14 protein-coding genes are annotated in these 12,826 nt (G+C 60.3%); 7 read left to right on the top strand and 7 right to left on the bottom strand.

Annotated features, from left to right (window positions below; all coding sequences use genetic code 11):
- Nucleotides 1–16: 16 nt before the first annotated feature.
- Entirely contained in the window at nucleotides 17–841 is an 825-nt protein-coding gene (locus tag DSCA_RS00880) for an NTP transferase domain-containing protein (RefSeq protein ID WP_155314656.1), read from the bottom strand.
- Nucleotides 842–1,078: 237 nt separating this feature from the next.
- Here DSCA_RS00880 and DSCA_RS00875 point away from each other — a divergent pair, with 237 nt between their 5' ends.
- From DSCA_RS00875 to DSCA_RS00865, 3 genes are read left to right on the top strand one after another with little or no spacing between them, the layout of a single operon-like run.
- Nucleotides 1,079–1,438 carry a Dabb family protein gene (locus DSCA_RS00875; RefSeq protein ID WP_155314655.1) on the top strand — a complete coding sequence of 120 codons (360 nt, stop codon included), beginning with the start codon at nucleotides 1,079–1,081 and terminating at the stop codon, nucleotides 1,436–1,438.
- Between the two features lie 11 nt (nucleotides 1,439–1,449).
- Complete coding sequence (locus tag DSCA_RS00870) at nucleotides 1,450–1,704, top strand: hypothetical protein (RefSeq protein ID WP_155314654.1); 255 nt, start codon at nucleotides 1,450–1,452, stop codon at nucleotides 1,702–1,704.
- Nucleotides 1,701–2,234, top strand: coding sequence for a hypothetical protein (locus DSCA_RS00865; RefSeq protein ID WP_155314653.1), 534 nt, complete (start codon nucleotides 1,701–1,703; stop codon nucleotides 2,232–2,234). Before DSCA_RS00870 ends, DSCA_RS00865 begins: the two co-directional genes overlap by 4 nt.
- Nucleotides 2,235–2,362: 128 nt before the next feature.
- On the opposite strand, the gene DSCA_RS00860 is transcribed toward DSCA_RS00865, so the two are convergent.
- From DSCA_RS00860 to DSCA_RS00850, 3 genes are all read right to left on the bottom strand, one after another.
- Complete coding sequence (locus DSCA_RS00860) at nucleotides 2,363–3,124, bottom strand: DUF362 domain-containing protein (RefSeq protein ID WP_155314652.1); 762 nt, start codon at nucleotides 3,122–3,124, stop codon at nucleotides 2,363–2,365.
- 88 nt (nucleotides 3,125–3,212) lie between these two features.
- The gene (locus DSCA_RS00855; protein ID WP_155314651.1) at nucleotides 3,213–4,286 is read right to left on the bottom strand and encodes an Lrp/AsnC ligand binding domain-containing protein; all 1,074 of its coding nucleotides are present in this window, start codon (nucleotides 4,284–4,286) and stop codon (nucleotides 3,213–3,215) included.
- Nucleotides 4,279–4,878 (bottom strand): metallophosphoesterase family protein, encoded by a 600-nt coding sequence (locus DSCA_RS00850; RefSeq protein ID WP_155314650.1) that lies wholly within the window; start codon nucleotides 4,876–4,878, stop codon nucleotides 4,279–4,281. Before DSCA_RS00850 ends, DSCA_RS00855 begins: the two co-directional genes overlap by 8 nt.
- A 255-nt stretch (nucleotides 4,879–5,133) precedes the next feature.
- Here DSCA_RS00850 and DSCA_RS00845 point away from each other — a divergent pair, with 255 nt between their 5' ends.
- Complete coding sequence (locus DSCA_RS00845) at nucleotides 5,134–5,934, top strand: alpha/beta hydrolase (RefSeq protein ID WP_155314649.1); 801 nt, start codon at nucleotides 5,134–5,136, stop codon at nucleotides 5,932–5,934.
- A gap of 237 nt (nucleotides 5,935–6,171) precedes the next feature.
- On the opposite strand, the gene DSCA_RS00840 is transcribed toward DSCA_RS00845, so the two are convergent.
- The 3 genes from DSCA_RS00840 to DSCA_RS00830 form a co-directional block, all read right to left on the bottom strand.
- The gene (locus tag DSCA_RS00840; RefSeq protein WP_155314648.1) at nucleotides 6,172–6,360 is read right to left on the bottom strand and encodes a hypothetical protein; all 189 of its coding nucleotides are present in this window, start codon (nucleotides 6,358–6,360) and stop codon (nucleotides 6,172–6,174) included.
- A 301-nt stretch (nucleotides 6,361–6,661) separates the two neighbouring features.
- Nucleotides 6,662–7,798: a PAS and helix-turn-helix domain-containing protein gene (locus DSCA_RS00835; protein WP_167527547.1), complete on the bottom strand. Its 1,137-nt coding sequence runs from the start codon at nucleotides 7,796–7,798 to the stop codon at nucleotides 6,662–6,664.
- A 204-nt stretch (nucleotides 7,799–8,002) separates the two neighbouring features.
- Nucleotides 8,003–8,515 (bottom strand): gamma carbonic anhydrase family protein, encoded by a 513-nt coding sequence (locus tag DSCA_RS00830; protein WP_155314646.1) that lies wholly within the window; start codon nucleotides 8,513–8,515, stop codon nucleotides 8,003–8,005.
- A 281-nt stretch (nucleotides 8,516–8,796) separates the two neighbouring features.
- Between DSCA_RS00830 and DSCA_RS00825 the strand changes: the two genes are divergently transcribed.
- From DSCA_RS00825 to DSCA_RS00815, 3 genes are read left to right on the top strand one after another with little or no spacing between them, the layout of a single operon-like run.
- Nucleotides 8,797–10,806, top strand: coding sequence for a PAS domain-containing hybrid sensor histidine kinase/response regulator (locus DSCA_RS00825; RefSeq protein ID WP_155314645.1), 2,010 nt, complete (start codon nucleotides 8,797–8,799; stop codon nucleotides 10,804–10,806).
- Complete coding sequence (thiL, locus tag DSCA_RS00820; RefSeq protein ID WP_155314644.1) at nucleotides 10,793–11,791, top strand: thiamine-phosphate kinase; 999 nt, start codon at nucleotides 10,793–10,795, stop codon at nucleotides 11,789–11,791. The genes DSCA_RS00825 and thiL overlap by 14 nt, the downstream gene beginning before the upstream one ends.
- Nucleotides 11,788–12,801 (top strand): P1 family peptidase, encoded by a 1,014-nt coding sequence (locus DSCA_RS00815; protein ID WP_155314643.1) that lies wholly within the window; start codon nucleotides 11,788–11,790, stop codon nucleotides 12,799–12,801. Before thiL ends, DSCA_RS00815 begins: the two co-directional genes overlap by 4 nt.
- Nucleotides 12,802–12,826 lie beyond the last annotated feature (25 nt).

Here is a 12,826-nt window from a genome sequence, read left to right as displayed (position 1 = left end):
GATCACCTACCCTTCGCTACCCTGTTGCCGCCGGACCGGCGAAAAGGGCCTGCGCCTTTTCCAGGGCGGCCACGTCATCGACCCCCATGGTTTCGGAGGCGTCCTCGACCACATGGAACCCGACCCGTTTGCCGTCCCGGACCATGTATTCGATCAGGTCGGTGAAGAAGAATTCCTCGATGTCGGTGATTTTCCCGTCGATTTCTTTTTGCACGACCTGGGGACGGGATGCCAGGACGGGAAGATAGTCGACCAGGGCCGATTGGCGGGCGGCATAAATTCCTGAGTTGCAGACGGTCAGCCGGTCCTGGATGTGGGGGGGATAGTCCTTCCAGAATTTCCACTCGGTGATTTTTCTCACCCGGCCCTGTTCGATCTCCAGCACCCCGTATTGCTTTTTGTCCCGGGGTGAAAAACCGAGGATCATCAGATGGTGGGCATCCAGGCCGTCGACCAGCTTCTCGTATGTCTTCTTTTTCACGAAGGGGACATCCCCCATGGTGATAATCACATGCCGGGCAGGTTGCGAGGCCACGAAATCCCCGGCGGCAAGGATGGCCCCGCCGGTACCGTTGAGCACCGGCTGATCGCAGTAAACGGCGCCGCTGTCCCGGGTGGCCGCCATGACCTCGTCCTTGCAATGGTTGACAATCAAAGAGGTGGCGCCGGCAGGCAGGTTCTCCATCAGGTGCCTGATAATGGGATGGCGGCCCTTGAAAATGGAGCTGCCCGGCTGCAGGGGCAGCAGCGTTTTGTTGCCCTCATATCCTTTCATCCGGCTGCCTCTTCCGGCGGCCATAATGATGGATGCGACCTGTCGATCCGTATCCGTCAGGGTCATATCTTCTCACTTTCTGCTGGTTGTCGTGTTCGGAGAACAGCCCCGTGGAGGGCCCGAACGGTCCTTTTATAGGATGAATTCGGATCGCTGTCCAGAGGCGCGATCATTATTGTTTTTCCTTTTATAGGCGGTGATTTCCCACAATGGGGTTCAGGTTCCGTTCAGGCTGTGGTATAATTTGAACCAGACTAGCACGGTTCAGGCAACCGTATGAGAATTCAAGAAGGGATATAAAAAATGATTACTCATGTCGTGATGATGAAATTCAAACCCGACGTCACCGCTGAAGCGATCGATGAACTGGAGGCGCTGCTGAACCGCCTGCCCGATTGTATCAATGAAATCCAAAGCTACGATTTCGGCCGGGATATCGTCCGGTCCGAACGGTCCTATGATTTTGCACTGGTGTCGGTATTTGCCAACCTCGACACCCTGCAGCACTACCAGGCGCACCCCGAGCACCAGGTGGTGGTAAAAAAAGTGGGCGCCATGTGTGCGCACATCGCCGCCGTGGATTACGAGAACGCGCCCTACCATCAGAAATCCGATGAGGCGCCCGATCCGTGGAAATCCAAGACCCTCTTTCAGGGTTCCTGACGGCGCCGGAGATGAAAAACCACCCCCTTCCGCCGGCGGACATGGACCGGATGGTCGCGGATATTCTGTCCGGCATGTCCCTGAAGGAAAAATCGCTGATTGCCAACATGGACGAAAAAAGCCTGCCCTACCTGCAGTACGCCTTCGATGTGTACCTGGGCAGGGACGTCGGTGATGATCCGGAAACCGGAAAGGAAATCATGAGGCGAATCTGGCAGACCCTGCAGCAGACCCACCGTATCCGGCTGGTCAAAAAAGGCCGATGAGGGCGTCCGGGGAACGGCTGGTCTTTCTGGCCGGCAGGCGGGCCCTGGAAAGCATCCGCAGCCAGGGGCTTTCACCGGACCATGTCAAAGTCGTGGCCGGGGCCGCCGGCGGCCCCAAATGGCTGATTTTAGGCCATCTGGACCGCGTGCTGTTCGGCATCTGGTTCCGGGAGCGTCGGGAACCGCTGCATCTGCTGGGGTCGTCCATCGGCAGCTGGCGCTTCGCCGCCGATTCGTGCGCGGATCCGGTTGCAGCCATCGACCGCATGGAAGCGGCCTACATTCACCAGGCATACGACAAGCAGCCGGCACCCCGGGAAATCTCCGAAAAAAGCCGGGCCATCATCGCACAGACGTTAGGGAGCGAAGGGCCGGTCGACGTGCTGGACCACCCGGTGAGTAGATCCGTGAGGCGTCGTCATCACCGACAAACGGCGGCATGCCTTCCTTCATCATTCTGCGGTTCCGTGTTGGAGAATGGATATCCGCTCGTCATACCGATCCCGGTGCCGGTCAGGGCAGGCGCGTAGCGGCATCCCTGGCAGAACGTTTCATCGGTGTTTAAACCGGCCAACAGTCGGCGGCGCCGCGAAAAACAGCCGGACCGCCCGCCTTTGAGCCACGTGTGCCCGGGGAAGGGCGTCCCGGCCGGCGGTCCTCAGGCCAGGTGGCCGACGGACGTCCAGTCCATGCCCAGCAACCCTGCGGCCTCACGGTCCACACTGCGGGCATCGGCACCGGAAAGGATGCGGTTCACCGGTGGATCGCAGCGGGCGCCGCCCAGATGGTAGTCAGCAAGGCCGACGGTGGCGTCCATGACGGTAAAATCAGGTTTCCGGTAGCGGTTGAGATCAATAATGGCCTGATCCAACCGGTGGTGAAAGGCGGCCTTTTTCCAGCTGCCGAAGCGCCCCGCGTAGTGATCGGGCGGGACCAGCCCCATCATGTTTTTCATACTTCCGGTGAACCGGCACAGGCTGTGGGCTTTGAGGACCGGCAGTGATATCAGCAGGTGGCTGAACACCGCTTCAGGCAGCCATATTTCCGGGAGCCGGTCACAGGTCTCGTCCGTCCGCCGAATCAAAGGGGCCGTGTTGAGATCGATCAGATCGACATCGAGTCGACGCGCCAATGACCGGTATCCGAGCCGGGCAAACACCTCCGGGGTTTCCAGACCGGCGTCGCCGCACCCTTCGGCGATCACGACAGCCCCGCGGGTGTATTGCCTGACCACGTTGATCACGGCCTCGCACAATGCCGGCGGCGTGGTCACCGGGTGGGGCGAGTCGTTGACCAGATTGGGCTTGAGCATCACCGGCTGATCCGCTGCCAGCAGTTGTGCCACACCGGCCCGGGTCATGCTCCCTGGCACCGATTCCGGATAGCTGGTAAACATCTGTGTCACGACAGTCGAAATCATCAGTCCTTCGCTGTTCCCTGCAACCGTCCGCCCGGGATTTCTGATCCCCCCTGCACCGGCAACGCCTGGCCATTGCACAGAGGTGGTGTTAATGCTTCATTCTGGACTCGCCCGGAATCAATGTCTGGGTGGACAGGATCCCATCGATCTGGCGGATTTTCTGGTGCACGAACTGTCCGATGACCTCGGCGTCCGAGGAGAGCAGGTCCCGGGTCAGGACAATCTTGACCAGGATGTCGATGCTTCCGTGGATGGAGTGAACCTCCTTGACTTCGGACAGGGCGAATAGCTTGTCAATGATTTTCAACTCCCGCTTGGCTTCAACATTCATGGTGATAAAGGCCGTGATGCTGCGCAGCATCTCCGGATATTCATCCTTATGCGTATTGGCCATTTTCTCTCTGAATGCCTCCATGTCTTTGGGAATGAGCTTGTCGATGCCGATGCCGTAGTGGCGCGTGCGGCCCTTCTCCCACTGGTGAAAGGAAATATAGGCGTACAGGTCGTCCAGGGTGCGTCCGGGGAACGACGCGAGAAAGTGTCCCTTTTCGATGATCCCGGCCATGGGCAGATAGATGGTGTTGTACCAGTCTTCTGCGGCCTGTTTCAGCGTCGCACCGGGCTTTTCCCTGCCGGCCAGAAAGGTCCGGTGGGATTCCACCTGTTCGAGCAGGTAGGGAAACTGGCCCACCTCGGTGATGTCGATGGGGTACGACAACCCGGTCTGCTCCACAAACTCTTTTTTTTCCCGGTAAATGATGTTCTCGAGGGTATTGCTGGAAGGAATGAACTCGACGATCTTGGCCATAATGTCCGAACGGCCGAATTCCTTGGCCGCGGCAATGCGGTGGTTGCCGTCCAGGACGTAGTATTCATCCTTGATCTGGTAGAGTTTGACCGGCGGCAGGGATTTTCCCTGGCGCATGGCCTGCTTGACGCTGACGAACCGGTCCGGTGGCACGTGTTCCTTGAGTTTGAACTGGCTGTCGAAATCATGGTATCGCCCCACACTGCCGACGATCTGCGACAGGGGGACGCTGCAGATCCCCCGGTCAATATGGTCGAAGGCGCCTTCGCATTCCTGATTGGCCCGGAAACATTTGGCTTCGCTGTTATGCTTGACAAAGCCAATCCTTTTTAAAAATTCCATAAACTTACTCATGACTGACCTCCATGAGATGAAAGGCGAAGGTGTTGATGACCCGGGTATCCCCCAAAAGGGTCACCCGCTGGGCGGGATCGGTGAAGTGGGCGTGAATGTGGCCATGGATAAAATAACGCGGCTTGAATCGGCTGATAAGCTTCAAAAAGCTCTTGAAACCCCGGTGGCAGCGGTCTTCCATGTCGTGGACGTGACGGGGCGGCGCATGGGTGATCACAATGTCCACCCCGCCCCTGAACCACAGCCCCGGCATCATGCGCCAGATCATCTGCTGCATCTGGTAATCCCGGTACTGAATCGGCCCGCCGTTGTACCATCGCGATCCTTCCAGGCCCATGATGCGAAACCCCTTGAATAAAACCCGCCGCTGGTGAAGGTTCACGCACCCCACCGGGGGGGCGGTTTTATAGCGGATGTCATGGTTGCCGCGCACATAAAACAGGGGGGCATCCAGGTTTTCACGAATGGAGGTCAGATATTCCGGTGGCAAATCACCGCAACTCAGGACCAGATCGACCCCCTGGAACTGCTCCGCATCCATCTGATCGGACAATTCGGGAACGACGATATCGGAAACAGAGAGAATTTTCATGGCGTCTGCTTTCTATGGACAACAGCCCCTATTTACCCTTTTCATCGATGGTTGTAAACGTTAACCATGCTTGGATCCGCGTAGGGCGAAACATCTGTTCCGCCCTTGACGCAACCGCTGCCGGGGGGTGATAATGGCTGCACCTGCACGCCCGGGGTTGCTGAGCCGCCACCCGGCCGGAAACCCCGTAAACGGCTGCCGGCAGGATTCCGCCAACCGACAACTGCCGGCTCACCGCCGGCCAGGAGGCCCCCCATGCCCCGGAAAACGCCCGCCGACTTTACGGCCCTGGACAGACCCGACGTACTGACGCTTCTTTTTCACCCGCGAAAAACGGACAGATCCGTGGATGACCGTGCGGGCACCCGGGAGATACGGATTCCGGTTGAAGGCGACGTTCACGTCGGGGCCCGTTTCCACATGGCCCACGCCAACGGCCCGTGTGTTCTTTTTTTTCACGGTAACGGGGAGATCGTTTCCGATTACGACGACGTCGGCCCCCTGTTCAACCGGCTGGGCATCAACCTCATGGTGGTGGACTACCGGGGCTACGGCTTTTCGGACGGCAATCCGACGGTGGCGGCCATGATGGCCGACTGCCATCGGATCTTCGAGTTTGCAGAGGACTGGAAAGTGGAAAACCGATTCGCCGGTCCGCTGATCGTCATGGGGCGTTCGCTGGGCAGCGCGTCGGCCCTGGAGCTGGCCGCCACACGGGGCGAACGCATAGACGGACTGGTAATCGAAAGTGGATTTGCATGGGCGGGGCCGCTGCTGCGGCTGTTAGGGGTGGATCCGGACCGTATCGGGTTCGATGAGTCCAGCGGATTCGCCAACGTGGATAAAATCCGGACCTTCAGCGGACCGACGGTGATCATTCACGCCGAATTCGATCATATCATCCCTTTCACCGACGGCAAGGCGCTGTTCGCGGCCAGCGGTGCCGAGGATAAAGTCCTGGTTAAAATCCCCGGCGCCAACCATAACGACATTTTCATGCGCGGTCTCGATCGCTACCTGGAAGCGATGATGCACCTGGCCGAAAAGCTCTCCTGAGTTCGTCGACAGTCTCCCGGCCGCACAGGAACGGGTTTTCAGGATCGGGATCGATGCATGCCGCCATCCTGGCGCATGCATTGGGCGGATACTGCGGGGAGGCCGCTGTTGACCGGAAAGCGGACGCCGGACGAAATGTCCGCCGGGGATGGGCGCCTGGCAGGACCGGCAACCCATTTCAGGTCCGGGTGCATCCGTTTCCACCCGGACCTGATTGACCGTTCACGAACGTTCCCATCATGTCACGGTTTCTTTCACCTGGAGTCTGTCCAGCCGCAGTCGTGCAGCCTGGCAGACGCCGGAATCGTCATCCATTTCAGCAATCTGTGCCAGCAGCTTGGTGTCCTTGAGCCGCTCCACGGCCCGCTTGCGCACCTCGGGGTTGGAATTTTGCCAGCGGGGAACGAAAATATCGGAAAATTTCATGATGTGCCTCCTTTTTTCCAGGATCCTGTACACACAGATACGGTCGGCGGGGGCCTATCCCCCATGCCGTGACCAGGCTCCCGGAATGCATGCCGCTTTCCGGGAGCCGGTTAGGCACATTTTTATGATTATTTTCATTTCTCACATCCTTGAAAACAGCCATGGTCAGGGGCATCAACGTGTCGGGAAGGAGAAAAAGCATTCAGCTGGGCGCTGTGAAGCGGTGCGGGTCGGAATAAGGGTGATCGGGTGTATGCATCAATGCTCAACAACCGAATTTTAAGTGGGATTTCAGCAGCTGTCAAGGCATGTTTTGTTCACCGGTGGGGTTCGGGGGGTGGGTGATTGACCCGCCCGGGATACCGGGCCGGCGTCGATCGCGCCCACGGAGAGATTCGGCCGGGAACGGGCCCGTGAAGATATCTCCCATTGCCTTATGTCGCGGGTCGGTGGTCCCCAGGGTCATGAGGCAGGTGCGAAGGTTCCGCCTCCGGTGCGTCAACCCGAGCTTTTTGCGGATACGGACCCGGTGGGTTTCCACTGTTTTGTAGGCCACGTTGAGGGAGTCGGCAATCTGCCGGGTGCTTTTTCCCGCCCTGACCATCAGGGCGACATTGAGCTCCGCGGGTGTCAGGTTGATGGACGGACAGCCCAGGCGCCGGCAAAAAGGGGAAATGATCGCTTTCAGGTGGTTGTCCACGACAGTGGCCAGGGCACGAATTTCCGGTTCCCGGGCCTTTCGCTCCAGTTTTCTCAGGTAGGGGAAAACCCGGTCCCTGAGATCGGCCATCATCTTTTCCTCGGTCCCGGTTTTTTCCCGATCCTTTACCTTCAGCAGGAACCGCAGGGCCGTGTTCAGGTCTTCCAGTTTTCCCGATTTCGACGCCAGTTCAGTTTCAAGCCGTCTCAAGGCCCGTTCCGTCCGGCTTTTTTCACGGACCAGGGCCCGCATGGCCTTCCGGGTCTCACGCAGCTCCCGCGTCCGGGCCCTGACCCGGCCCTCAAGCGACCTTTTGGCCCGTCCCAATTCCATTTCAACCATGCGGAGACGGACGATGTCGGTTTCGAGCGCCTTCTGGCGGGTATTTTCGATGAGGATTCCCAGCACGGCCGCCGGCCGCCTTCCCCGGAACCTGGCGGCGGCGCAGAAAAGCGCCGGAAAGGTGGACCCGTCTTTGCGAAGGCAGGTGACCTCGTTGTGGCAGACCGGCTGGCCGGCAAGGGTTCCGGCAATGCTCTCGAGCACCCGCTGATGGTCCTCGGGAACGACCATGTCGATGGTGCCGGCCCCGGCCTCAACATCCTGCCGGCTGTATCCGAATCGCTCCAGCCCCCTGGGGTTGACGCGGATAAAACGGCCCCTGGCGTCCATTTCAAAAATGGTGACCCTCCCCGGTTCCGGCTCGTGGTCGTCGGGCAAAGATGCTGAGTGGTCCATGAGACATCCATTCACCAGCCCGGAAGGCGTGGGCGTTGAGCGGTTATCGAAGGGGCCGGCAAACCAATCGGCGGACGATCCCGGGGAGCCGTAAAAAACCGCCCTGGGGAACCGCCTGGAAATGATATCGTCGAAGGCGAGCCCCACTGGAGAACCCGGGTTCCCGGCGTCCGGATTCCCCGGTGCCGTTACCATCGGCACCTGTCAGATCTTTTGATCCAGGTACGAACCGGCAAGCGTCAGGTATTGCCGGTACGAGCGTTCGAACCGGTCCATGGGCAGGTCACCCAGTTCCTTTTTCAACCCGGCCGGCGCACCGGCGACCAGTTGCCGGGGGCCCACCCGGGCACCTTCACGGACCACGGAACCGGCGGCCACCACGGTGTGTTCCATCACATGGGCATCATTGAGCACAATGGCACCGATGCCCACGAGACTGCCGTTGTCGATGGTGCATCCATGGATCACCGCATTGTGCCCCACGGTTACGCGATCCCCGATAACGGCCGGCTTGCCGAAATCAGTATGAATGGTGCAGTTGTCCTGAATGTTGGAATGAGCGCCGACGACAATCGGCGCCATGTCTCCCCTGAGTACTGCGTTGAACCAGATGCTGGCGCCGTCACCAATGGTGACATCGCCGATCACCACCGCCGTGGGAGCAATGAAAACGTGCTTTCCGATGGTGGGAACAATTTGATTGTACGGGATAATCATTATGAGGACGACGCTCCTGCAGTTCGAAATCCATTTTTTTGTTCAGACCGGGTCCCTGCCGACAGGTGGTTATCAGTCTACCCCTGAGCTGGCCGGTTTCGCAAGCAAAAAGCCGCCGCGACGGGAACCGGGATCCAGTTGCGGATCGACATCGGCAAGGAAGGAATTAGAGGTGTAATTGTGAGCTAAGTTCCTAAAGTTCTTGCGAAGGTGGCCGAAAACAGGTTAAAACTGCTTAAACGCCGGACAGGCCAACCACCGCTTGCAGGCCATCGCAGACCATGACTTCAGACAAAACCGCTTCAAATACGCTGCCCGACGCCGAATCCATCTCCCTGGCGAATGCCAGCAGCATCGTCTTACGCCTGGACAGCGAGGGCCGCGTGATTTTTCTCAACCCTTTCGGATTGAATTTTTTCGGCTACCGGGCGTCCGAGCTTATCGGCCGCCATGCCGTGGGGACGATCATCCCCGAAACGGACCACACCGGAAACGACCTGGCGGCCATGATCGACGATCTGCTGTGCCGGCCGGACAACTATTCCCATCAGATCAATGAAAACCGCCGCAAAAACGGAGACCGCGTCTGGGTGGTCTGGTCCAACCGCGCGTTTCGGGACGAAACCGGCAAGGTCGCGCATATCTTGTGCGTGGGCAACGACATTACCGATCGAAAAGCGTTTGAAGCGGTCCTGGAAAAAGCCAGGCTTGAACTCACCGCCAAGGTCCAGGAGCAGAACAACCGGCTGAGAAAAGAGGTGGAAGAACGCAAAAAGGCCCAGCATGCGCTGGCGGAGAGCCTTGACCGGTACCGCCTGTTCTCAGAAGTGTCCACGGAGGGCATCCTGTTTCACGACAAGGGAATTGCCATCGAAGTCAACGACGCCTTTGCCGACCTGATCGAGTGCCCCCGTGAGCAGTTGATCGGAAAGGACGTCATCGGCCGTTTCGTCTCACCCGAGGACATGGAGCGGGTCAGGCAAAACATTCATTCCAATGATGACGCGATCTACGAAATCAAGATCCGCTCGGCCACCGGGCGATTGTTTCCCGCGGAACTGCGCGCCTGCCCCGGAGAACTGGCAGGCCGGCCCTGCCGGGTGGTCAGCGTGAGGGACATCACCAACCGCAAGAAAACCGAACGGCAGCTGATTCAGTCACAGAAGATGGAGGCCGTGGGAACCCTGGCCGGCGGCATTGCCCATGACTTCAACAATATGCTTGCCGGTATCCAGGGCAACGTGGAGATCATCCGCCACCAGCTCTCCCCCAACAGCTCTCACCAGAAGCGACTGGCCATCATCAATCAGATCGTCCAGCGGGGCGCCAATCTCTCCGGCCAGCTGCTCGGGTATGCCCGGGGCGGACAAACGGAAATCAGCGAAATCAAACTGAATCGACTGGTCGAAGGCGCTCTGGAAATGTTCGGCCAGACCCAGCGTCAGATCGACATTCAAACCCGTTTCAGTCCTGCGACACCAGCCGTCAGGGGGGACCGGACCCAGATCGAGCAGGTGCTGCTGAACCTGCTGATCAATGCGGTCCATGCCATGCCCGGGGGCGGCACCCTGTTCATCGAAACCCATGCCACCGACCTGTGCGAAAATGACACCCGGACGTACGAAATCATCCCCGGCCACTATGCCATGCTCTCGGTGCGGGACACCGGTCACGGCATGGATCCCCAGACCCAGCGGCAGATCTTCGAGCCTTTTTTCACCACCAAGGCACAGGGACAGGGCACCGGACTCGGGCTGGCCTCGACCTACGGGATCGTCAAAAATCACAAGGGGTATATCGAGGTCTACAGTGCGCCGGGAGAAGGGGCCCAGTTCAACGTGCTGCTTCCGGCTTCCGACAACGCGGAAGAAGCCGCATCCGCCATAGACACGTCCATGGAAAAAGGCACGGAAACCCTGATGATCGTCGATGACGAACCGGATTTTCTCGAAGTGGGCCGGGAAATGCTGGCCCTGCTGGGGTACGCGGTGGTCACGGCCGGTGACAGTGATGAGGCCGTGGCCCGGTTCAGGAAAGCGGCCGGCAGCATCAGCCTTGTGATCATGGATATGATCATGCCCGGACCGGGAGTCGACGTCACTGTCCGACGGTTAAAGGAGCTGGATCCATCCGTCCGTATCCTGCTGTCCAGCGGATACAGCCAAAACGGAGAAGTTGCCCGGAACCTGATGCGGCAATGCAACGGGTTCATCCAGAAACCCTTCCGCCTGACCTCACTGTCCACGAAAATCAGGGAACTGCTGGAGACCGCATCGGATGAGAATTCATGACATCGGCGGCGAGTTTGCGCTGATCGACCGGCTGGCCCGGCAATCCCCCATCACCCATCCCGATCTGCTGGCCGGCATCGGTGACGATGCCGCCGTCATCGAGGGCTCTTCCCCGGATGCGGATTGCCTGCTGGTCACCACGGACATGCTGGTGGAATCCAGCCACTTCCGGCGGGACTGGGCCACGCCGGAACAGATCGGCATCAAGGCCGTGGCCTGCAATGTCAGCGACATTGCCGCCATGGGGGGCACCCCCACGTTCATGTTCGTTTCCCTGGCCCTGGCTGCAGACACCGAGGTGGCCTGGGTGGATGCCCTCTACCGGGGAATGGCCGATGCCTGCCGCCGCTACGGCGTGGTGCTTGCCGGGGGTGACACCACCCATGCACAGGCGGTCACCATCAGCATCACCATGCTGGGCCGGGTCGCACCGCCAAACCTGCGGCTGAGAAGCCACGCCACCCCCGCCGAATACCTTTGTGTTACCGGCCCCTTAGGGGGGTCCGCCGCCGGCCTGGCCATGCTGTCCGCCGGGCTCGAGCCGCCGCCATACCTGAAAGACAGACACCTGGCCCCCGGGTGCCGGCTGGACGTGTCCGCGGGGATCGCTCCCCTGGCCAGGGCCATGATCGACATCAGCGACGGCCTGGCGGCCGAGGTCAATCATATCTGCGACCGGAGCGGCACCGGTGCGGACATCGTCGTAGCCGACATCCCCATCCATCCTTCGGTGCGCGAGGCCGCCCGGCTGACCGGGAATCATCCCCTCGATTTCGCATTGTCCGGGGGTGAGGATTTCGAACTGCTCTTTTCCATTTCTCCGGGAAACAGGCAGCGGCTGGACGACCAGGGAATTCAGGTGACCACGGTAGGTGCGGTTACGGACGCGGCGTCAGGGCGGATGCTGACGTTTCCCGATGGACGGCAAACCCCTCTTTCCGGCGGGTACAATCATTTCTCAGAGAAGGGAAAGGACCCTGAATGAGCACCACCGGCACGCGCAATACCATTTGCGATGTAGACGGCATCTGGGTGGGGCATTACAGCGACCCCGAGGCGGCGTCGGGCTTCACGGTAATCGTCTGCCCGGAAGGCGCCACGGGCGGGGTGGATGTACGCGGGTCCGCCCCGGGCACCCGGGAAACGGATCTGCTGGCGCCCCACAACCTGGTTGAGAAGGTCAATGCCGTCGGTTTGTGCGGGGGGTCCCTGTACGGGCTGGCGGCGGTGGACGGGGTGGTCGGGTGGCTATCCGAAAAAGGGTGGGGGTTTCCGCTGGCGGACAGCCATGTGGCCCCCATCGTGCCGGCGGCCGCCCTCTTCGACCTGGGCCGCGGCACGGCCTATCTCCCCCCGGTCTCCGGCGCGTGGGGCCGTTCCGCCTGCCGTGATGCCGGCCCGGACAACGATGCGCAGGGAACGGTGGGCGCCGGCACCGGCGCGCTTTCGGGCGGCATCAAGGGCGGCATCGGTTCGGCCAGCGAAGTACTCCCTTCCGGCCTGACGGTGGGGGCAATCGTCGCGGTCAACGCCCTGGGCAGCGTGGTCGATCCGGCCACCGGGCGCCCCTGGGAAATCCGTCTCGAACTGCAGGCCGAGTTCGGTCAAACGGGACGCCGTGCGGTGCAGCTGCCGGCTGCGCCCGTCGGTTCGGCAGCCGCCAACACCACCATCGGTGTCGTGGCCACGGATGCCGAGCTGACCAAAGCCCAGGCCCAAAAACTGGCCCAAATGGCCCAGGACGGGCTGGCCCGGGCCATTCGCCCGGCCCACACCATGTTCGACGGCGACACCATCTTCTGCCTGGGCACCGGCAAACAGCGCCTTCCGGAAACGCCGGGTTTTTTTGCCGCGCCCCGGGCCCAGGCCATCAACGACCTGGGCCGCGCCATGGCCGACTGCCTGAGCCGGGCGATCATCCGGGCAATTCTCAAGGCCCACAGCCTGAAGGCCATGACCGCCTATGGGGATCTGCCCACGAGGACCGGTTCCTGAATGTATTCAGGTTTTTTCCAAGTGC

The sequence above is a fragment of the Desulfosarcina alkanivorans genome (genome assembly GCF_009688945.1).
GTDB lineage: Bacteria > Desulfobacterota > Desulfobacteria > Desulfobacterales > Desulfosarcinaceae > Desulfosarcina > Desulfosarcina alkanivorans.
The sequence above is the reverse complement of the archived record's forward strand: the minus strand, read 5'-3'. Positions and strand labels throughout refer to the sequence as shown.

Coding starts and splice junctions, on each gene's coding strand:
- DSCA_RS00880 (WP_155314656.1), bottom strand. CDS start 841: ATGACCCTGACGGATACGGATCGACAGGTCGCATCCATCATTATGGCC.
- DSCA_RS00875 (WP_155314655.1), top strand. CDS start 1,079: ATGATTACTCATGTCGTGATGATGAAATTCAAACCCGACGTCACCGCT.
- DSCA_RS00870 (WP_155314654.1), top strand. CDS start 1,450: ATGAAAAACCACCCCCTTCCGCCGGCGGACATGGACCGGATGGTCGCG.
- DSCA_RS00865 (WP_155314653.1), top strand. CDS start 1,701: ATGAGGGCGTCCGGGGAACGGCTGGTCTTTCTGGCCGGCAGGCGGGCC.
- DSCA_RS00860 (WP_155314652.1), bottom strand. CDS start 3,124: ATGATTTCGACTGTCGTGACACAGATGTTTACCAGCTATCCGGAATCG.
- DSCA_RS00855 (WP_155314651.1), bottom strand. CDS start 4,286: ATGAGTAAGTTTATGGAATTTTTAAAAAGGATTGGCTTTGTCAAGCAT.
- DSCA_RS00850 (WP_155314650.1), bottom strand. CDS start 4,878: ATGAAAATTCTCTCTGTTTCCGATATCGTCGTTCCCGAATTGTCCGAT.
- DSCA_RS00845 (WP_155314649.1), top strand. CDS start 5,134: ATGCCCCGGAAAACGCCCGCCGACTTTACGGCCCTGGACAGACCCGAC.
- DSCA_RS00840 (WP_155314648.1), bottom strand. CDS start 6,360: ATGAAATTTTCCGATATTTTCGTTCCCCGCTGGCAAAATTCCAACCCC.
- DSCA_RS00835 (WP_167527547.1), bottom strand. CDS start 7,798: ATGGACCACTCAGCATCTTTGCCCGACGACCACGAGCCGGAACCGGGG.
- DSCA_RS00830 (WP_155314646.1), bottom strand. CDS start 8,515: ATGATTATCCCGTACAATCAAATTGTTCCCACCATCGGAAAGCACGTT.
- DSCA_RS00825 (WP_155314645.1), top strand. CDS start 8,797: ATGACTTCAGACAAAACCGCTTCAAATACGCTGCCCGACGCCGAATCC.
- thiL (WP_155314644.1), top strand. CDS start 10,793: ATGAGAATTCATGACATCGGCGGCGAGTTTGCGCTGATCGACCGGCTG.
- DSCA_RS00815 (WP_155314643.1), top strand. CDS start 11,788: ATGAGCACCACCGGCACGCGCAATACCATTTGCGATGTAGACGGCATC.